This is a genomic window from Cellvibrio sp. 25HG11W-0 (assembly GCF_057815475.1).
Genome location: NZ_CM174230.1, coordinates 2926850 through 2947849, shown reverse-complemented (window position 1 = coordinate 2947849; position 21000 = coordinate 2926850). Strand labels below are relative to the sequence as shown.

The 21000-nt window shown below is 49.2% G+C and carries 9 protein-coding genes; 5 read left to right on the top strand and 4 right to left on the bottom strand.

Going from position 1 to position 21000, the window contains the following annotated elements:
• The first annotated feature begins 219 nt into the window (after positions 1-219).
• From AC0KUT_RS12380 to AC0KUT_RS12365, 4 genes are all read left to right on the top strand, one after another.
• The gene (locus AC0KUT_RS12380; protein WP_488830299.1) at positions 220-984 is read left to right on the top strand and encodes a phytanoyl-CoA dioxygenase family protein; all 765 of its coding nucleotides are present in this window, start codon (positions 220-222) and stop codon (positions 982-984) included.
• 128 nt (positions 985-1112) lie between these two features.
• Positions 1113-2192 carry an NHL repeat-containing protein gene (locus tag AC0KUT_RS12375; protein ID WP_488830298.1) on the top strand — a complete coding sequence of 360 codons (1080 nt, stop codon included), beginning with the start codon at positions 1113-1115 and terminating at the stop codon, positions 2190-2192.
• A gap of 522 nt (positions 2193-2714) precedes the next feature.
• Positions 2715-3050, top strand: coding sequence for a hypothetical protein (locus tag AC0KUT_RS12370; RefSeq protein ID WP_488830297.1), 336 nt, complete (start codon positions 2715-2717; stop codon positions 3048-3050).
• A 1085-nt stretch (positions 3051-4135) separates the two neighbouring features.
• Positions 4136-9487 carry a cellulase family glycosylhydrolase gene (locus AC0KUT_RS12365; protein ID WP_488830296.1) on the top strand — a complete coding sequence of 1784 codons (5352 nt, stop codon included), beginning with the start codon at positions 4136-4138 and terminating at the stop codon, positions 9485-9487.
• Positions 9488-9949: 462 nt separating this feature from the next.
• On the opposite strand, the gene AC0KUT_RS12360 is transcribed toward AC0KUT_RS12365, so the two are convergent.
• Positions 9950-10999 (bottom strand): LacI family DNA-binding transcriptional regulator, encoded by a 1050-nt coding sequence (locus AC0KUT_RS12360; protein ID WP_488830294.1) that lies wholly within the window; start codon positions 10997-10999, stop codon positions 9950-9952.
• 294 nt (positions 11000-11293) lie between these two features.
• Positions 11294-15988, bottom strand: a complete 4695-nt coding sequence (locus tag AC0KUT_RS12355; RefSeq protein ID WP_488830292.1) for a family 31 carbohydrate-binding protein — start codon at positions 15986-15988, stop codon at positions 11294-11296.
• Positions 15989-16238: 250 nt separating this feature from the next.
• Between AC0KUT_RS12355 and AC0KUT_RS12350 the strand changes: the two genes are divergently transcribed.
• Entirely contained in the window at positions 16239-17639 is a 1401-nt protein-coding gene (locus AC0KUT_RS12350; RefSeq protein WP_488830290.1) for a hypothetical protein, read from the top strand.
• Here AC0KUT_RS12350 and AC0KUT_RS12345 read toward each other — a convergent pair.
• Together AC0KUT_RS12345 and AC0KUT_RS12340 are read right to left on the bottom strand one after the other, a co-directional pair.
• Complete coding sequence (locus tag AC0KUT_RS12345; protein ID WP_488830288.1) at positions 17618-18241, bottom strand: hypothetical protein; 624 nt, start codon at positions 18239-18241, stop codon at positions 17618-17620. The two genes, AC0KUT_RS12350 and AC0KUT_RS12345, sit on opposite strands and share 22 nt — an antisense overlap.
• A gap of 126 nt (positions 18242-18367) precedes the next feature.
• Entirely contained in the window at positions 18368-20860 is a 2493-nt protein-coding gene (locus AC0KUT_RS12340; RefSeq protein ID WP_488830286.1) for a family 31 carbohydrate-binding protein, read from the bottom strand.
• Positions 20861-21000: the final 140 nt, after the last annotated feature.

Genomic DNA, 21000 nt, shown 5'->3' with positions numbered 1-21000 from the left:
AATTGAAGCTGTGAGCTTCATTCACCCCATTGTTTACGTCACAAAAATACCTTATTCATCATCAAATAAATAGGAATTTACGGTTTTTGGTCTAGTTATATTTATTTTTATAGAAATATTCTATTCATATATAAATAAAATACTTGCCTTTTGGAAGTTGATGGATGATGATTGTTAACAATGCAAATTAAGCAGAAATCAACCGTTGGAGACTAGGTTATGAGCGCAACAAAACTGACCCAAGAACAGATTGAAACCTACCATCGCGATGGCTATGTGATTGTGCGTGGCTACTACTCGCCTGAAGAAATTAAACGTTTGCAAGATACTGCTTTTAATGACGATTCGTTAAATGAACGTGCGTGGCAGAAAAAAGATGGCTCAGGAAAAGTCAGTAAAGTCTGCCTGTGGCAACAAACAGGCGATGACTTTTACAGCATGTTTTCACGTGGACGCCGTTTGGTAGATACCGCTGAAGCTTTAATTGGCGAGCCGGTTTATCACACTAGTACCAAAATTATGATGAAAGAGCCCTTTGTTGGTGGCGCGTGGGAATGGCATCAGGATTTTGGTTACTGGCATCGCGATAACCTTATGCTTTATCCAAAATCATTGAGTTGTATGGTGGCAATTAACCGTGCAACGGAAGAGAACGGGTGTTTGCAAGTGCTTAAAGGTTCGCATCATTTAGGGCGTCTTGATCACAGTAAAACCGGTGATCAAAAAGGTGCGGATATGTTGTTTGTGAATGAAGCACTTAAATATCACGAGCTTATCAATGTTGAGTTGGAGCCTGGTGATACCTTGTTTTTCCATTGCAATCTGTTGCATAAATCGAATGAGAATCGCTCATCCGAACCGCGTTGGTCGATGATTAGTGCTTATAACGCTATCACCAACCAAGCGTTTCAGGAAAATGAAGCGGTTTATTATCCATTGTACCCAGTTGATGATGACGCCATTCTGAATTGGAAGGCTGCATAGTTTTTTAAGTTGTGTTATTGGTTCTTGCTCTGCCGGGGTAATGTTCGGCAGAGCTTTTTATCTTTAGGTTGTAGGTTTAATCCCGTCATCCATTTATTTTTATCGTCTCATTCGGAGCTTTCCCGCCAATGATTAAGCAAAATATTCCGTTGCCAAAATCCAATATTGATCCGCATGGTTTAATTGTAGGGCAGGGTGATTTTCGTTATCGCGTTAACAGTCACTGGGGCTTGCTGGATGCGCAAAAAACACCGGTAGAAAATTGCCACGGCTTTGCCATGGATTCACAAGGCCGCATTGTGATGGTGACAGATCATCCACGTAACAATGTGATTATTTACAGTAAGGATGGGAAATTGCTTGATGCGTGGGGCACACAATTTCCCGGAGCTCATGCACTGCGCATTGTTAATGAAAATGGTGAAGATTTTATTTATTTGGTGGATAGCGGTTGGGTACTGAATCGCAATTGGGATGGTAAGTCTACTGATGATTGGGCGTCGCCCTACAACAAAGTGATTGCTCAGAGTGGGTTTATCGCCAAGCTTACCTTGGATGGCCGTTTGATTTATACCATCGGTCATCCGCAAACCATTGGTGTTTATCGCCCGGATCAGCCTTTCAGGCCGACTGATATCGCTATAGCCCCCAATGGTGATCTTTATATCACTGATGGCTACGGATCAGATTATTTACTGCACTATGATTCCAATGGTCGTTATATTCGCCATTGGGGCGGTAGTGATAATGCTAACGCGGCAATGAATTTAAAAAATACTCACGGTATAGAAGTGGATTTGCGCAATCCACAAGATCCGCATCTGATGGTGAGTTCTCGAGCGGAACAGGTATTAAAATTATTTGAATTAAATGGCGATTACCGTGGCGTGATCGATGCAGCGGGTGCTTATATTGGCGGGCCTGTTTTTAGCGGTGATCATTTTTTTGCCCCAGTATGTTGGTCTCATATCGATGGAAAAAATGCAGACGACTCAGGCTTTATCAGTGTGTTTGATCGACACAATCGTGTAGTGGCCAATCTTGGTGGAACTCAACCGGAATATATCAATGATGTTTTGCAGCCTATGGCTAGCACCTGGGATGTATTTAATCATTGCCATGCACTCTGTGTAGATGAAGATGAGAATCTGTATGTGGGGCAGTGGAGAGCGAATCAAACTTATCCTTTTAAATTGGAGCGGTTGTAAGCACCAGAAAGTTCATGATTTGGGTGTTGTACTTTTTTTGGCTTCATACTACGAATAGCTATACCTGTAATGGCTGCACGGTAACAGCAACAATTCCTTTGATTGAATCAGAGAAAGGCCAGCTTATTTGCTAGTTTTTGGCATTGTCTTTATCGAAAGCTGGAATTAATATTTCTTTAAAACAACTAGGTCAAGTGATTGTTGATGCCAGAAAAGCTCGCCTTACCGAAGGTGGGTCCTTAGGTCTAAAGGGGTCGTCTGCGTCAAATCCAGCGGAGAAAAATCTTTGACCAATAAAAGTGCCTATTTTTAAAGATTGACTTGATTATCGAGTTTTTGTGATCCATAAGGGCGATCAATCCACTTGAGGGTTTGCGTATACTAAAAGTAGGGCAGGGCTATTTTGGGAGAGATGAAAAATACTGCAAGTGCCTGGAGTTCCCCCTGTTGCTTCAGCACAGGGGCGAAATTTATGGTCAATGTTGGCCGCTAAGCATTTTGATTATATGCCACTCGCTGTGCATGAGCCTTGACTGGATCTTGAAAGTCGTTCTGAACTTCACTTGTGGTGAAAAAATTGTGCTGGGTTACCCCCTCGGCAATATTTTATATGTGTCGCCAGATAATAAGATGTTTTACGATTTAACTTCATTCAACATGGAAAAGGCGATTGATGATGGTAGTTATGATAGGTTGTTTAATCAGCCTAGGATGATTAAAGTTGCAATTAAGTATGCCAATTTCCCCGCCCGAAAAATTATTCATATTAAAAATCCTTTAATCGATATGAATATTCTTGCGTCTGATCCTAAATATTGGATTTCTTTACTAACGCTGAGCTTACCTCGCTTACAATAATATTGTCCTGCGTTAGTGGTTTTGTATTTACTCTTGCATGAAATTAATTTGTCTAAATGTACGGCTGAACTCAATAACAAGTAAAAAATAACAAAGATTGAAGGAGCCTTTCATTTAGCGTTTCTCAAGTACTTCTTCACTAAGCTGGTGAGTGTGATATCCCACGCGACAGGCACTGACAAACCTTTTTGGTGTGGCCTTTATAAAGCGAAACGCGACAATGGAACTCTGCCGCAAACGGACGATTAAAACTTGCCATGAATGACGCGCTCCAGGGCAATACTCTTCGTTTCCATCTGTCTGCATTTACACCCGCGATACCACGGCAAAACGACCCGAACCGATGGTGGCGGCATGCGGCCGTCAGTATCCATCGGTCCATTGCGATTTAAGTCCACGCCTACTGGTTGAGTGTCTGCATATCATCAATCGCGGTTGCTGCAATTGCTGCTGCAAGCCTCAATCTCATCGCAGGCGCTTCAACAGTGATTGCAGTCAAACGAAGGGTGTCTGACTGTGTTCGCGTATCAAGCACTTTAGTTGCAACAACTCGGGAAGACTTTTATCTAAAAAGATGGGGGTTTTGTTAAGAGGTGGTGTACAGCGTTGCTTCTTGAAGTGCCTGTCTTGTGTTACGTGGGGTGAGGTTTATCGCTTTAATAGGTGTTAAAATGTAACCGGTTACTATTTTGTGAGTACTTTTGTATGGTTATTATAGCTATATGAAACAGTGTGTTGCAGTATCGGCTGTATATGTTAACGTTATTATTGAGACAGGCGACCGTTTTTTTGTGTTGTTAATGTAATCGATTACATATAGTCTTTAATAGGTTCATGGGGTGCGATAACAAGAATAGATAAGCTGTCGACACAAATTCATGGCATTCAGCTCACTCTCCCTCTCCAAATCAGGTGAGCAAGTATTCAGGAAACATAATATTGCGTGCAGGAAGTGCGCCTATAGAGAGAAAGCAAGTCAATACATGACAATTATGCAGCTCCTGCCTTATGGCGTGGGATGGCTATTGTTTGGGTAGTGCTTGCGCTGGTCAAGATAACTCTAATATTAACTAGCAGGTGTTTTTATGAAACAACTTCAACTGAAGTCCGCCATTTTGGGGATTTTTATGACGGCGAGCGCGCTTCCGGTATTGGCCGGGCAGTGCAGCTCCGTCGCATGGTCCTCCAGTACCACCTACAAGGGCGGCGAAGTCATTGTCTATCAGGGCGATGAATACAAGGCGCGCTATTGGATCAACCCGGGGAAAACCCCCAACAAGGCCGATGAATGGGACGCATGGCAATGGCAGCAACAGTGCAGCACTAGCCAAAGCTCGGTAGTCGTTGCTTCGTCGCTGCGCTCGTCGGTGGCGGCTTCGCTCGCGCCCGCGTCAGTAGCGGCTTCGTCGCTACGCTCATCAGTAGCCCCTTCCTCTGTCGCGCCCTCATCAGTCGCACCTAGCTCACTGGCGGCGGCTGCTCAGTGCAATTGGTACGGCAATCTTTATTCGCTCTGTAAAACCACACCTTCAGGCTGGGGCTGGGAAGAGCAAAAAAGTTGTATTGCGCGCAGCACCTGTAGCGAACAGCCAGCGCCCTATGGTGTGGTAGGCGCCGCCTCTAGTGCTATTGCTGCCAGTTCACTGCGCAGCAGCTTGGCACCTAGCTCGGTGGCTAAGTCTGCTGCCAGCTCGATTGCTAGCTCAATTAATAGCTCGGCTAAAAGCTCCAGCCTTGGCGCTGTGACCTCCTCTAGCCTTAGTTCGGTAATAGGCACGCCTAAAAACCCGGGCTTTGTGTATGCCACGCCCGACGGTCACTTTGGCCTGGACGGCAAATACTTTTACACCAACGGTTCCAACCAATACTTCATGTTCTACAAGCACCCCAAAATGGTGTTGGATGTGTTGGGCGACATGAAAAACCTAGGCATGACCAGTTTGCGCGCCTGGGGTTTCTGCGATGGTGAATACTATGGCAGCACCGACTACACCGGCTATTGGGACCCGATTTTTGGCACCGGCACCCAGTCCGACAGTCACTGCTTCCAGCCTAATAACCCCGATAAAGTGACCGCAGCGGCGCGCTTCAATGAAGTGGGCTTTAAGCAGTTGGACTTTATGCTGAAGGAGGCGGGCGATCGTGGCATTAAAACGATTTTACCGCTGACTAACTACTGGGCTGGTTTTGGCGGCATGTGCCAATATGCGGCCTGGTCACCTAATATCGACGTGGATGGCGATGGTCAAACCACCGATGCCGACGAGGCGTTGCAATGCTATCGCGTTGAGATCAAACAGCGTTACGCCGAGCGTTTTACGGCGACTACCCCCGATGGCATTAACAAGGCAGTGGCCGATTACAACGCCGCTATAGTCAATGGCCCGCAAGGTAAAGAAGACTACGAGTTTATCGTTGAAGCGGCGGCGAAATTCTATGGGGATGCTTGGTCGCAACAACGGTTCCGTGAGTACATCAGCTATGTGTTGAATCGCACCAACCACTTGACCGGGATTAAATACAAAGACGACCCCAGCATTATGATGTGGGAGCTGGCTAATGAGCCGCGTTGTGTTGGCTGTACGGAAGAGCAGCGCGCTGCATTCCACCGCTGGATCGACGAGACCTCACGCTATATTAAGTCTATCGATGGCAAGCATTTGGTCTCTACCGGTATGGAAGGGTTTGATGCCTCCAACCCTTGGGAAGAGCGTCAGCGCGAGGAGTTAGTGGCACAGGGTCAAACCCGCGCGCAAGCCGAAGCGGCCATTCCGTTAACCTATAAAGAGGGTACTGACTTCATTGCCGATCACAGCTATCCCGCTATTGATGCCTACTCCTTTCACCTCTATCCAGATTGGTGGGGCCTGAATGAAGCGGAAGCCAAAAGCTATATCAGCAGCCGTATCGATAAAGCCCGCGCCGGTGGCAAGCCCGTTTATTTGGGCGAGTTTGGACGCATGGTGGAGTTTGATCAGGCGGCCATGTACGACTATCAATTTTGGGATGGCCGTCAGGGCGTAAGCCAAGCGGAGCGCGAACGCATTTATGGCGAGTGGTACGACCTTATGGATGCCAAGCAGTTGGATGGCGCCATGCTCTGGTTGTTGTCGGGCCTAGATTACTGGGAGAGCGACAATATGCTGCCCTGGACTTACAACGGCAAAACCGACTACGGCAACAAAACCAAATACTGTTTTGCGCCTGAGTATGAGGCCAGCCGCACATCACACCCAGGTGCTGCCGCCAACCTGAACAGCTGGACTTGCGATGGTCTGTACAACGACTGGGACAGGTTTACCGTTTACTGTAACAGCGCGCGCACCGATGCTGTCTGTTCTAAAATTGGCGCCTACAGCAATTTATTGCAAACTCAGAAAAACACCGTCGATGGCACGGGTATGGCCACTGTGTCCAGCGTGCCTAAAAGCAGCAGTTCTGCCGCTGCCAGCTCTGCGCCTAGCCGTCAAAATATCTATGTGACTGGTCGCTCTATCTACCTTGCCAATGGTACGCCGCTGGTTATGCGTGGGGTGAACCTGCAGTACGGCGACGACCCAGCGGTTAAGTTTGCATCCATCGCGCAAATCGCTAAAACCGGCGCCAATGTAGTGCGCTTGCAACTGCGCGCCGATACCACTGCCGCTCAGCTGCGCAGCGCGCTCGATGAAATTGTGCGCAACCGCATGCTGGCTATGCCCATGTATTGGGAAGATGGCAGCCGTGGCAGTTATCAAATTACCGGCGGCAGCGATGCCAATGCGATTGATAACGGCGTGGCTGGTGGCGATGACGCCGTCAGTAAGTGGACGGAAACCTGGGGTGCGGTAATTAAAGACCCTAAATACCAAGCTTACTTGCTGATTAATATCGCCAATGAATGGGGTCAGGATAAAACCGTATGGCGCGATACCTACGCCAAAGCGGTAAAAACCCTGCGCGACAATGGCATCACCGCGCCCTTGGTTATAGACGCGGGCGACTGGGGCCACAACCCTTACTTCTTTGATGGCGGTGCCAGCGTGCTGGCGGCAGACCCGCTGCACAACACTATCTTCTCGGCCCACGGTTATTACGAGTGGTCAAACGCGGCGGAGATAGATACGCGCATGCAGTACCTAATCAACACCCAGTTGCCGGTAGTGGTGGGTGAGTTTGGGCGCAGCAATCACACCGCCGGTGGCAAAACTACCGATCACTTTTACTTAATGCAAAAAGCGCAAAGCTTATCCATGGGCTGGATCGCCTGGTCTTGGCGCGGCAATGGTTTGGGTGAAACCATGCTCGATATGTCTAATGCTTACGACAGCTATTCACTGACTCAGCACGGGGTGGATATAGTCGATTCAGCGGCGGGTATTAAAGCGACTGTAGTGCCCTTGGCGGCGAGCTACTTTGGTGTAGCGACTAGCTCGGCAGCGACAAGCTCGCAAGCCTTAAGCTCGGTTGCGCCCAGTTCTATGGCGGCGTCTAGCAAGCCTGCGTCGTCCCTTGCCAGCTCAAGCAGTGTGCAAACTGTAAGCTCGGTAGCAACCAGTTCTACACCGGCTGAAATGACTTGGAACTATGCCGCAGCCAGCGCCAGTCTGCAGGGTGCGGCAGTGTTATCTGGCGGTGCGGTGGAGTTGAAAGCTGCTGGTAGCGGCGCCATTTGGACATTCAATGCGCCTATGGCAGGGGAGTATCGCTTAACCCTAACCTGGAGCACGCCCAGCGGCAGCAAAGTTAATACGCTCATGGTGGACGGTGCCGGTGTTGCCACCAGCTTCAACTCAACGACCCCTGCAACCAGTATTCGCACTTTGATGCTAAGTCAGGGTAGCCACAGCGCCGGTATTCAAGTAAATGCCAGCGACTGGGGATATATGACGGTGCATAGTCTTAAGGTGGAATTGTTGGGTGGCTTGCAAATTCAAAGCCCGGCGAACTTTGCGCAGCTGGCTTCGGGTAGCAATATTCAAATCAACTACCTTAAACAGGGTGCAGGCAAACTGAGCTACAGCCTCAATGGTGCCGCGCCGGTGAGCTATAGCGGTGCCAGCCCCTTGGTTATTCCCAATCAGGGCGATGGTACCTATCGTCTGCAATTTGGGGTGGAGGGCACGGGCCTGAGCCAAAGTCTGCGCCTGCAAGTGGGGGCAGCGGCGAACAACCAGTTTGTAGAGCGCTCGGGTACGCAGTTTGTGCTGGGCAATAAACCCTTCTATTTTAACGGTTCTAACCAGTACTACTTAATGTACAAGCCCGAAGCTATGGCCAAGGACTTCTTTGAGCGCGCCGCCCATTTAAAAATGAATGTGGTGCGCACCTGGATGTTCTGCAACGACACCAAAACCCACGACGGCGTCTGCATCAATATGAAGTCCAATGGCTCGTTCATCTTGAGCAAACCAGCGGCTGAGCGTACGGCGCAGGAGCAGGCGATTATCGACCGCAGTTTCCAACTGTTTGATAACTATGTGGCACTGGCCGAGCAACATGGTATTCGCTTGGTGCTGTCGCTTGGCGACCATTGGAACTACTTTGGCAATATCGACAGCTACGGTGGTTATGCCAGTGCACCTGGGCGTGAAGTCTTCAAGACTTTCATCACTAATCTGCTCAATCACACCAACACTATCACCGGTGTCGCCTACAAAAATGATCCAACCATCATGATGTGGGAGCTGGCCAATGAGCCGCGTATTGGCAGCGACTTGCCCGGTTTTAGCAGCTGGGTGAGCAGTATCGCTGCGCACTTAAAATCCATCGCACCGCAGCAGTTGGTCTCTATTGGTATGGAGTCATCTTTTGGTGCCGCTGGGGCGGGCGATAGTTACGCCAATCTACGCGCGGTTAACAGCGACCCTAATATCGACGCTATTAGTGCTCACCTTTATCCAACTTGGTGGGGTTTAACCGATGCTCAAACCCTGGGCAATTTCGACCTATTGGCGGACTTGGCGCGCGATTTGGGTAAGCCAGCTTATATTGGCGAGTTCAGCTGGCCGGTCAACGAGCAACGCACCACCGGCGCGCAAACGGTAAAACTGGCTAGTTTTACTGACCAAGCGCTTGTGGATAGTTTTGTGAAAGTGTCTCTGCAGCAGCGCGACCAATACTTTGCCAGCTGGTACGCCAAAGCTTGGGCCCAGCGCGATGCCATTGGCGGTATGCTCACCTGGCAGCTTTCCGGTTTGGAGTGGGGTAATGGTTTAACACCTTTGGGCGGCTGTCAGTGGTGCTCTGGCCCCTATGGCGAAGCCAGCGGTGGCTGGACAGCTAACAACGATGGCTTCCAGTTCTACTGCGCAATTAATGAAGCCGAACTCAGCCTTAGCAAGCTAGGCGCACCGGGCAATAATGTTGAAGGCAAGGTAATCCACATGGCCTGGCACAAGCCCAGCTGCGACATTATCAAGCAGTACTCGGAGCTGTATCAGGGCTTAAATCAATAGAGCTGTAATACTTGTCGTTCTCTCTTCCCTCGGGTCGGCTTAAGTCGCTCGGGGGCTTTTTGCTTTGGTCGTACTTATAAAATAGTTGTACATTACGTGTTTTATGTTGCCATCGTTTTTAAGGTGCTCGCTAATCCCCTGCCAAGAGCAAAACAAGTAATCCAGTTATGCCTATAAACAAATTTGGCAATAACACCAAAAAAAACCTTCCTTAATAAAAACGGGTGCCTAACAGAATTTAGTCATCACCTCGTGGCCACTATCCCAGTAATTGGGATCAATATTGTCGACAGCAAATTAATAGTAGTAACCGATTACAAATTATTGATGTTGTGCTGCTTTAAATCATAGTCATTCACTGATAATTTTTATTACTTTATTAATCAATAGGTTATAAAAATAAAATCAACTATTAGAACACTAAAAAATAAAAATATAAGCAGTCTTAAAATAGGCCAACGTTTATTGAATCTCGTTGACTGAATCCCGATCTTTTAAATAATGATCCAATTCTATTTGCACTTTGGAGGTGATTTTTTTATCGAAGTTCGAGCGAATAGATTCCACTAATAAATCTACCGCCGATTGCGACATTTCATAAATGGGCTGATGGATTGTCGTCAGTTTTGGCCACATGGATTCAGCGAGCGTGGTGTCATCGAACCCTGCGACGCTCAGTTGTTCAGGTACGTCGATATGCAATTTGCGCGCAGCTGCAATTACGCCTGCAGCCATATCATCGTTAGAGGCAAAAATGGCACTGACTTTGGTTTTTTTTAAGATTTTTTCAGCGGCGCGCATGCCGCCTGCAAATTCAAAATTGCCTTCACCAATCCAGCTCGATGCTACGCTTAAATTGTGTTTTTGCATGGTGTCCATATAGCCCGCAAACCGACGGTGACTAGTTTCTTGAGAGAGATCGCCCTTAATGAAACCAATGCTTCTATGGCCTTTATTGATAAGGTGTTCGGTCATTTGCACGGCGGCACTATAGTCATTGATGTGAACGCAAAAGGCGCGTTTGAGTTGCGCACCTGGCCCGACGCGTACATAGCGCAGCCCTTCGGCATCCAGCGCATCGAGCAGCTTGGCATTATCGCTTAGCGGCGGTGGTACTATGATGCCGTCCAGTGCATGGCGACGAACCATTTTTTTAATATGGGCATTGATGTCCAAATCGGAAAAGTCGCAGGGTTCCAGAATTAGGTGGTAGCCCAATTGGTTGCAGCGCAGCATGGTGCCGATCAAATATTCTTTAATAAAAGCGCCTTTACTTTGATCGTAAAAAAAACCTATCTCATAGGATTTTGCGCTAGATAAGCTGCGCGCTGAAATATTGAGCTTGTAGTTCAGTTTTTCTACGGCAGTCATGACGCGTTCGCGCGTTTCATCGGACACCTTGCCGTCTTCATTGAGCACGCGTGATACGGTCATTAGCGAGACATTGGCCATTTCCGCTACATCGCGCATGGTGGATTGTTTGTTTTTTTCGGGGGAGCGTCTTCCACTCATTAGATATTTCCATTGGATCAAAGGGGGTGAGTATGCGCGGCATCATAACGCGATTGTTATCCAGAGCAAATTATCCAATGCCAAATCGTGCAGCTCAATTGATAAATAAGAGGTGGTGCGGGGAAGGGGGAGAAAAAAGACGACCCAAAGGATCGCCAAGAGGTTATCCGCTACAGCACAGGTGTTGCAGCGAACTTCACCAGTCAAAACCCTATTGCCTAAAAATTACAGACTGAGGATAGGGGTGGCGCGATCCTTGCGCCATTAAACTATTTTTATGAAATTACACGTGGTTTACAGCGATTTCACAAAATCTACGACGGCTTTTTTATCTGTAGAGCTCAGTGCATTATAGGCGCTGCGCGACGCTTGACCCGCGCCGCCATGAGCAGCGATCGCAGCTTCGACGCTGGTGGCAGAACCGTCGTGCAGGAAGAGAACTGCGCGATTACGCGACTCCAGTAGCGTCAGGTTGTGGCTTAAACCCCATAGTGCAGGGGTGCGGTAAGGTTGATCGGCGCCTAAGTCCCAGATTTTCATATCCGTGTATGGGCGGATATTAATGTTGCGCAGGTGCGAGGGTGCATCAGCGCGAGTTCTGGCTTCTGGCTTGTGGCAACCACCACAACCCACTTCATTGAACACCACATCACCACGTGCAACTGAAGGATTGTCATATACCGCTGGGCGACGCGCGGGTACTGTCAACACTTCGGTGTAGTTAATGAGTGTTTCGAGCACGCGCGGCGGTAGATCTTCAGCTCTTACACCGTGATCCTCTAAAAGTGCGTTGCGAATTTGAGCTTCAACTGTGGCTACCTGGCCATCCCAACGGAAACCCGCTTCACGCCCATCCATCCACTCCAGCAATTTTACGCCGTATACCGGTGGTGGTAGGCGTTTGCCGCGTGGTGTGTCAATCACCTCTGAGCCGCGACCATCGCGGAAGTGACATCCGCCACAGCTGCGCTCACCAATTTTTACTTGGTCGTGTGCACCATGACGAACCTTGGGGTCAATACCGTGGAACAGGTGGTGACCAACAATGAAGTCATTCATCAGGCCTTCCGAGTGAACAGTGACCAAGGGTTGGGTAAAGATAGCTTCCTGCTCATTGAAAATATCCGCACCCGGTGCGCCGGCGATAATCATGGTGGTTCCGGCACGACCCGCTGGGTTCAAACGTGGATCTCCGTAGTTACCCCAACCTAAACCGACGGTGTAGTAGGAGAAGTCGTTGTAAACCTGCGAGCCTGCTACAGCGGTGATCTCAAATTGAATGACCTGACCGTAACTGAACTCACTGCCAAACCCAGTACCCATGTTGTAGGTGAATTGTTGTTGGCCGTTGGTGTTACCGGCGTGATGACGCGCGGCTTCAATCCGCAAAATACCGCCGCTGGCCGAGTGGCGCACCTGTACATTGTTGGGCGAGTCATCGACCCAAATGGTGTAGCGATCCAAATCGCGCAACAGGCTGTTGTTGTGGCAGGCATCCGATACCGCTGCGGTACAGCCGTCGTGCGCAATCGGGTGACGCCAGCGCATCCAGTTGGCAGAACCATCGGTAAAGGGGGTGTAGGCATTGACGTTAACCCGTGTGGCGATAGTGAAGAGTGCCGTGTGAATCCAATCGGTACCGGGCAAGCTGCTCATTGCCAGTGGGTGCTTGTAACGGAAGAAGTAAGTGTAATTAGCTGACGAACATGGAATGGTCAGGGTCGAATTAACCAACTTGGCCATTTTAAAGGTCTTGTTGCCATCGTCAGAGCAATGCATTTCAAGGCCAGAATCGCCCGCGGTACGGGTGAAGCCAACATTGCCCGCGGTGCCTTCGGGAACATTATTTGCGCCCCAGCGCCAGGTTAATGTGCTGCCGGTGATATCAAATGCAAAACCACGCGGATTAGCAGTGGCGCCATTGATGGGCGTTGCTAGCGCGTCTGGGCGATTAGCGCGGGGGGCTGGGCCAACTTCATTGCCACCAAAGTGCACATAGCCTTCGTGGGAATTGGTGGTGAAATCCAGATTGCTAAAATCTGGTGGGTTAGTTGCCACACTGATTGCGGTTGTTTTGGCTGAGCAATTGCCAGAATCATCACAGGCTTGTACGGCGTAGTTGTGACGCTCACCGGATTTCATACCACCAGCGGTGAATGTTGTTGTGGTCGGGCTGCCAATTTTCACGTCGTCTTTAAATACGTTATAGAGTGCAACCAAACCTGCCGCATCGGTCGATGCATTCCAACTAAACAAGACTGCGTTAATCGAGCTGCCTTTACCGGTGAAATTGCTCGGAACGGTAGGGGCTGTGGTATCGGGCGTAAAATTGCCCGTTGCCACAGAAATTGCCGCGCTTTTTGCTGAGCAGTTATTGGCTGCATCACAGGCGCGAAGCGCATATTGGTAGCTGCTGTTTTCGGTCAAACCAGAATCGTTGTAGTTGGTGCCGGTGGGCGATGCAACCAGTATGTTGTTGCGGAACAATTCATAGCGGGCAACACCACGGTTATCGGTAGCGGCAGACCAGATCAACGCAATGGCGCGGCCATTCTTTTGTGTACCTTGTAAATTACCCGGTACGCTGGGCGCTTCAAGGTCAGGCGGCAGGCACGAGCTGGCGACAAAGGCGCCTTCTTTGGTGAAGCTGACAGTGGCGTTAATGGCGCACTGACCGGCGGTGTTATCTTGAATTTGGGTGCCTATAGTGTAAGTGGCCCCCAAGGTTAGACCTTCGATAGTTCGCTCCCAATAACCATTGCGTAAAGTCGCAGTTGAACAGCCGCCGTTAAAACATAGGTTGGCAAAAGTAGCGGTGAAGGGTTTATCTCGATGGCGAATAATACCGCTGGTATTGCTCACATAAACCAAGCCGAAATCACCGCTCGCGGCGGGTGCTGAGCTGGATGAGGATTGGCTACTGGAACTTGGCAACACTACGGCTGAAGATTGGCTGCTAGAACTCAAGGGTGTTGATGATTTACTGCTTGAACTCAGCGGTGTTGATGACTTGCTGCTGGAGCTCAAAGGGGTTGAGGATATGCTGCTCGAACTTAGCGGTGTGGATGACTTACTGCTGGAGCTGGGGGCAAGTGAGGAAACGCTAGCCGAGCTGGCACTGACGCTGCCAGTGAAACAGGCAGTTTCGCTTAATGCACTGCCGGGTTTGAGGTTGCCAGAGGTGATGCATTGACCGGTGGCATTGTCCTGAATTTTAAACTCGACCTTATAGTTGGTCGCAACGCTGACCGAACCAAAATTGCGCTCATAGCGGCCATCGGTTTTAGTGGCCGTTTGGCAATTGTCATTCAAGCATAAATACACAAAACCGCCGGTTTGGCCACCATCCAAATGGTACAGTAGTCCGCTGGTGGTCAAGCCAAATACACCTGCACCACCAGTATTAGCACTGCTGGAGCTAGTCGGTGCAGGTGCTGAGCTGGCGGGAATAGATGAGGCTGGCATTGAAGCTGGTGCTGAAGAGGTCGCGGCCGAACTTACGGGAACTGAGCCGGAATAACAAGGGGTGCTTGCGACCGCATTGCCGGGTTTAACCGATGCAGATGTTAGGCATTGGCCAATAGCATTGTCTTGGATTTTAAATTCGATTGAATAGGTTGTGGCCGTCGTCACCGGTGCGAAAGAACGCTCGTAACGATTACCCACTTTAGTCGCTGTACGGCAATCGCCATTCACACACAGGTACACAAATCCTGCGGTTTGGCCGCCATCTAAATGGTACACAGTACCGCTGTTGGTCATACCGAACACACCGCTAGTGCTAGTGCCTCCAGTTGAACTTGCTGCTACCGAGGTTGTTGCGGCAGAGCTTGCAGGCGTGGAACTGGGTGCGCTGGAGCTTTTTGGTGTGGAGCTGGCTGCTGTTGAAGATGGCGTGCTACCAAAACCCAATTTGCTAAACAAATCGCTGGAAGTTTGGTAGATAAATGTTTCGCCTGTTAGCGCATTATTATTCAATTCATTCAGCCAATTGGTTTTGATTGTTACATTAGCCTCTACTCGGCTATCGCCCCAATAACCTTCATTGCCTGACGCCCAGCGCGATTGCGCATTCCAGTTGGCGTCAATGTAAGTCACCGCTTTTAAGTGCGATGAATAGGTATCCATAAATTCAAAATAGCCCACAAACCATTCATTCCAGATTTGGTTGGCAGTTTTATTTATCCGACCGGTGCCGCGTGCTGCATCAGCGGAATAACTCAATTCTCCAATCGCAAAACGCTGCGGAGTGGATTCATTAATCATCAGCGGTTTATTGTGTGCAACCGCAAAGTTTGCCGTCTTGTTCACTTCGCGGAAATTACAATCTTGCGGTGAGAAATAAGACAGGCCAACCCAATCTACATACTGGTCACCTGGATACCACTGCTCGATATTGGAATCAACTGGGCAGTAGGACATGGTTTGCCACACCATCGCAATGCGATCGCTAAAACCTAAGGTGGCGATGCGGTCGTGCACATAGCGGAAGGATTGAATTACGCCGCTCGGGCTATTGTTGTTCCAGGGGCCATCTACCTCATAGGCCCAGCGCAAAAATACTGGGCGATTGTAGCTGGCAAGGGTGTTAATAAGGGTGTCGATATTGGCGTTGTAACTGCCTGCGGCCACGGCGTCTACCTGGCCGTTCATAGACACACCCACCACTAAGGCACTGTTGGGGTAGGTGTTGGCCAATTCGCGAATATTATTGCGCCCTGCACCGGCATCGGCGTTGTTATTCAATCCATCAAGGTTGGTAATACCAACATAGTTGGTTACACCTGCAGGCACATGACCAATGGCGTTTTTGTAATTATTAATGCTGTCAATATCCTGTCCGACGGTCATTAAAATACTGTTGTCGTTAGGCACAAATTTTCCGCTAATGGCATAGCTGCTGGGCGCTAAAAGTCCCAAGCCAGTCGCTAGGGTCGCTAGTGCGACCCAGCGACTTAGCTGGAACCTAGTGGGGGTAAGTTGCGACATAAGTCTTTCCTCGTTATTGTAAAGGTTGTTATTAGTTAATAAATTGGCTGTATGTCTGGTGAAGTTTTCTTATGGCTCTTCCTGAGGGATTATTGTTATTTTTAGTTATTGCTGTTAACGTTACCACTGTTTAAAAAGCTTTACAAATAACTTGTATGGTTTTTGTGAGGGAGAGTGCAATTGATCTAAGGAGCTTGTGTTAAGTGAATAAAGATCAATAAAAGAGGCTGGCTCAAACATGATAAAAATAATGAAAAAAAATCATACTTTTAGGTTGAACAGACCCTTAGAGTTGGTGCTCTTAGGGTGTATTTTAAGTGGGATGTCAGGCTGCGAAAAAAATCTGGAAGCAGCGCCCAGTCAGCGCGCGCAAATGCAGGCACAGTTGCTGGCGAGCGGCGGGGTTGCCCAGCACCAAACGTTATGCCCGCGCTCGGTTTTAGATACACTTGTGCCTATAACTCAGTTGCACCCAGCACCTTTAGCGAATCAGCCGAAAATGACGGTTGCGGGGCTAAAGCGTTTTATTCAGCAAAAAAATATTACCCGCCTCGATGATCTGCTCGGTTATTTCCCCGATGAATATCGCACAAATTTTTCACTGGTGGAGCACACTCGCGCCACGGGCCAGTCCAATCTGAATTATCCACGCATTATTTTATTTGGCGCTGATGGTCATTTTTTATTGAATATTGGCACCAAGCCTGATGACCCTAAATATCATTTTTTAGATGTGGCGCAATTACATGAAGACACTGGTCACTGGGAGTTTTCAGTGTTTGATTTTAACGGCGAAAAGCCACAGGTAATCCGCAATGATCCTAGCTGCGCCGAGTGTCATGGCACGGCCAATGCGCGCCCAGTGTGGGGCACCAATTTAGATTGGCCTGGTGTATTTGGCGATAACATTGCGCCAGGGCCACAAGGTGAAGCGTTGGACGGAAAGCATGCCGAAAAAATGAATGCACTTATGCGCGGCGAATTAAATTCACCGCGCTTTGGGTTTTTACTCTGGAGCCCGCAGCCCTTAACACGCGGGGCCAAACGCCGCATCGCGCACCACGCCTTTGGTGCAGAATTAATTTTGTCGAACATTGCTATGGGCAGCGCCACGGCGCGCGGTGCTTTTGTGCGCTTGCAAAACACTATGCCCAGCGCCTACAGGGAGGCGCGCGCAAAACTGTTATTGGCTTATTATCGGCAGCGCGGAAATAATACCTTTAATCCGCTAGCGACAGAGGGCGATATTTATACTCAGCTAAATACACTTGGGCTGGATGTCAATGAAGCCTTCTCGCTTGCGACCCTAGCCGCTAAAGAAACGCCCAGGCTCGATTGGAGTATGGGGGAGGGTGACCTGTTAGATATGTTGATGCTGCAGGTATTAAATGACTTGCGCTTAAGCGATAAAAACCTAGCGCAGCTGTTGGCCCAGAGCCCTGCTGAAAAAGGTTTGGTGGACTGCCCAGACACCTTGAAAAATATGGCGGAGCTGATCGACTTTAAAATGTTGCACCTGTTTTATTTGCGCGGCAGTGCGCGCTATCAGGTCAACTGGGTTTACTACCCACTGGATGCGGAAGATATTTACGAGCGAGTATTTGAACCACTCACTGAAAGTCTTACAAACTACTTATCCGCTAAAAAATAACTGTTGGTTTGCGCATTAAATTCGCACTGATAGTTAAAGCTTTGCACGGTTGAATTATCGCTTTGCTTTGTGGCGTTAACGCGCTGCTCGAGGCGAATAGAATTGCCCAGCTCAATATAGTAACCGCCGAGAACACAGCCGTTTATACCAAAATTTAACTGGCTGGCGCTGGGGTAATAAATGGGTGCGCTGGAGTAGAGTGAAATTTTATCGGCGCTCTCTGGTGTAGATATGTCGACACTGTAGATACCTGCATCATCCTGAATTATTTTATTTTCCTTTGTTGCCAATAGTTGTTGCTGCAAGCGGCTTAGCTCTGCCTGGCTTAAGCTGTTGGGTTTTGCTTGCATTGCACTGCTGGTAGTTTGGGTTTGCGCTTTGGTATGAATTGTTTGGTTGTTACTCGGTTGGTCTTGGGGGCGATAATTGTTGTTGCTGGTGGGTTCGCTTAAGGGCGCTACAATTATCTCTTGTTGCTCGGGTGCACCCTCAGGTGGCTCGTAATTAATTGAGTTGCCGGGGTAGGTGCCCAGCATTTGCATCATGGCTAATAGGCTTATGGCGCCAATGCCAAAAGCCATTAAAAAGTCTTTGATTTTCATAGTAGTACTGGTGGTTTTGAGGTCTGAAGGTGAAGTGGCTTAAACTGCCCGATTAGTTGTCAATCGGGCGGTTTAAGGGCAGCAACACGCTTACGTTAAGTGACAAGTGTTAACAACTTAGCCAATTTAGTAGCAGCTAGCCGATTTAGCTTGGTTGATATCGGCAAAACAGCGCTGACATTGATTTGAGTAAAGTGGATGGCTGGCTGGGCAATTATTGCTGGGGGCAAGGCTGCTGGCAGCGGCGCTGCTGAGGGGGACGACAGAGCTTTTACTGCTAGAGCTTTTGGCCATAGAGTTCTGCACTGCTGAAGAGCTTTGTATTGCAGCAGAGCTTTGCGCCGTGCCACAGCCACCGCGATATTCGCAAGCTTGTGCGCTTACGCCTGGCTGCCAGCTGCGGGTAAATTTCAGCATTGAGGTTTTTACTGAGGCATCCAAATCGCCCGCATATTTGTCGATGGCGCCATCGCCCATATAAAGACCTAGGTAGGCCATTATGTCGTCGGTAGACAGACCACAGCCAAAGCCGGTGGTAAGTACTTGGCGGGGATCGGAGCCCTTGGCTTGACTGGCTTCATTGCGATCAATCCAGCCGTCGCCATTGGTGTTAAGGGCGTTGGTTAAGTCTGAACCTTGTTGTGGACCTAAGAGCGCCATAAAATATTTGCGCACATCTTCAGTTTTCATGCGCGGGTTAAGTGAGGGCACTGCGCCCTGATAACCGGCGGCGGCCACAAAGGCATCGTCAATATCAATTCCCAAGTTGTATTCAATATCGAGCATAGCCTCTTTGGCATTGGCAGGGTCGCTACAAATACTGGCGTTGCTGACGAAGATGCCATCTTTATTTAAACAGCCAGTGTCATTGCCCACCATGGTCACGCAGACAGTATCGCACCAGCTTTGGGTAAATTCACCGCGACGACCCGATACCACATGAGAAGGGTTGGTATCACTTTGGCAGGTAGCCGCTTTGCTGCTGACAGTGCCGCTAGAACTAGCGGTTAGGCTAGAGGGGGCAATTGAGCTTGCTGCCTTGCTAGAGAGCGTAAGGGAGCTCGCCGCTTTGCTTGAAGCTGTGCTGGAAAGCGTCGCTTGACTGGAAGTAACCGCTTGACTTGAGACTACAACTGTACTTGTGTAACAGGGCGTAGCTGCAACGGCTTGGCCGGGTTTAACCGATGCGGAAGTCAGGCATTGACCGGTGGCATTGTCTTGGATTTTAAATTCAAGACTGTAGCTGGTGCTGCTGACAACTGGGCTAAAGGCGCGCTCGTAGCGACCGTTCACCAAGCTGGCGCTGCGACAGTCGCCGTTAACACAGAGATACACAAAACCGCCGGTTTGGCCGCCGTTTAGGTGATAAACCGTGCCGCTGCTGGTCATGCCAAACACATCATTGCTGGCAGCTGTGCTAGTTGCGCTGGATGCAGGAGTGCTTGACGCGGGTGTTGAGCTTTTAGCCGCTGAGCTATTCGCGATTGAGCTTTTAACAACTGAGCTATTAACCGCTGAGCTGGCACTGCTGCCATAACCCAAGAGGTCAAACAAATTGCTTGCCGTTTTATAGCTAAAACGGGTGCCGGTAAGACTGCCATTGGCCAGCTCGGCGGCCCAGTTGGCTTTAATAGTGCTGTTGGCTTCTACGCGGCTATCGCCCCAGTAGCCTTCATTGCCCGAGGCCCAGCGCCACTGCGCATTCCAGTTGGCGTTAATGTAGGTCGCGGCTTTTAAATTGTTGGAGTAGCGTTTCATAAATGCAAAATAGTTTATAAACCACTCGTTCCAAATTTGATTGGCAGTTTTGTTCACGCGCCCAGTGCCGCGTGCGCCATCGGCAGAGTAGCTTAATTCACCTATGGCAAAGCGCTGCGGGGTAGATTCATTAATCATCAGCGGCTTATTGTGCGCCACGGCAAAGTCGGCGGTTTTATTCACTTCGCGCCAGTTACAATCTTGCGGAGAGAAATACGATAAGCCCACCCAATCTACGTATTGATCGCCGGGATACCATTGATTGATATCGGAATCAATCGGGCAGTAGGACATGGTTTGCCACACCATCGCAATGCGATTACTAAAACCCAGAGTGGCGATGCGGTCGTGTACATAGCGGAAGGATTGAATAACTCCGCTAGGGCTGTGACCATTCCAGGGGCCGTCCACCTCATAAGCCCAGCGCAAAAATACTGGGCGGTTGTAGCTGGCAAGGGTGTTAATAAGGGTATCGATATTGGCGTTGTAGCTGCCCGCGGCCACGGCATCCACTTGGCCGTTCATAGAAACACCCACCACTAAGGCACTGTTGGGGTAGGTGTTGGCCAATTCGCGAATATTATTGCGCCCGGCACCGGCATCGGCGTTGCTATTCAAGCCATCGAGGTTGGTAATGCCCACATAGTTGGCAACGCCCGCGGGGGTAATAGCATTGCTGTTTACATAGTTGTTGATACTGTCTACATCCTGGCCGACAGTCATCAAAATACTATTGTCGCTGGGTACGAATTTACCGGTAATGGCCGCGGCATTATGAGCTCCAAGGCTAAGACCCGCCATGATGCTGGCGATTTGGGTAAAGCGCCCAAATTGCCGGGTAAGTTTAGTGATGCGTGACATATTTAATCCTCATTATTGTAGTGACATGGTTTGGGCTCTTATTATCAAACTCTTGCTCCTGCGGGCTTACCCGCTGCGCCTATAAGGAATGGGGCAAGCTGTATCGTCGCTTATTAAAGATAACGTTAACATTTTTTTAT

Coding starts and splice junctions, on each gene's coding strand:
- AC0KUT_RS12375 (WP_488830298.1), top strand. CDS start 1,113: ATGATTAAGCAAAATATTCCGTTGCCAAAATCCAATATTGATCCGCAT.
- AC0KUT_RS12365 (WP_488830296.1), top strand. CDS start 4,136: ATGAAACAACTTCAACTGAAGTCCGCCATTTTGGGGATTTTTATGACG.
- AC0KUT_RS12355 (WP_488830292.1), bottom strand. CDS start 15,988: ATGTCGCAACTTACCCCCACTAGGTTCCAGCTAAGTCGCTGGGTCGCA.
- AC0KUT_RS12380 (WP_488830299.1), top strand. CDS start 220: ATGAGCGCAACAAAACTGACCCAAGAACAGATTGAAACCTACCATCGC.
- AC0KUT_RS12345 (WP_488830288.1), bottom strand. CDS start 18,241: ATGAAAATCAAAGACTTTTTAATGGCTTTTGGCATTGGCGCCATAAGC.
- AC0KUT_RS12340 (WP_488830286.1), bottom strand. CDS start 20,860: ATGTCACGCATCACTAAACTTACCCGGCAATTTGGGCGCTTTACCCAA.
- AC0KUT_RS12350 (WP_488830290.1), top strand. CDS start 16,239: ATGAAAAAAAATCATACTTTTAGGTTGAACAGACCCTTAGAGTTGGTG.
- AC0KUT_RS12360 (WP_488830294.1), bottom strand. CDS start 10,999: ATGAGTGGAAGACGCTCCCCCGAAAAAAACAAACAATCCACCATGCGC.
- AC0KUT_RS12370 (WP_488830297.1), top strand. CDS start 2,715: ATGAGCCTTGACTGGATCTTGAAAGTCGTTCTGAACTTCACTTGTGGT.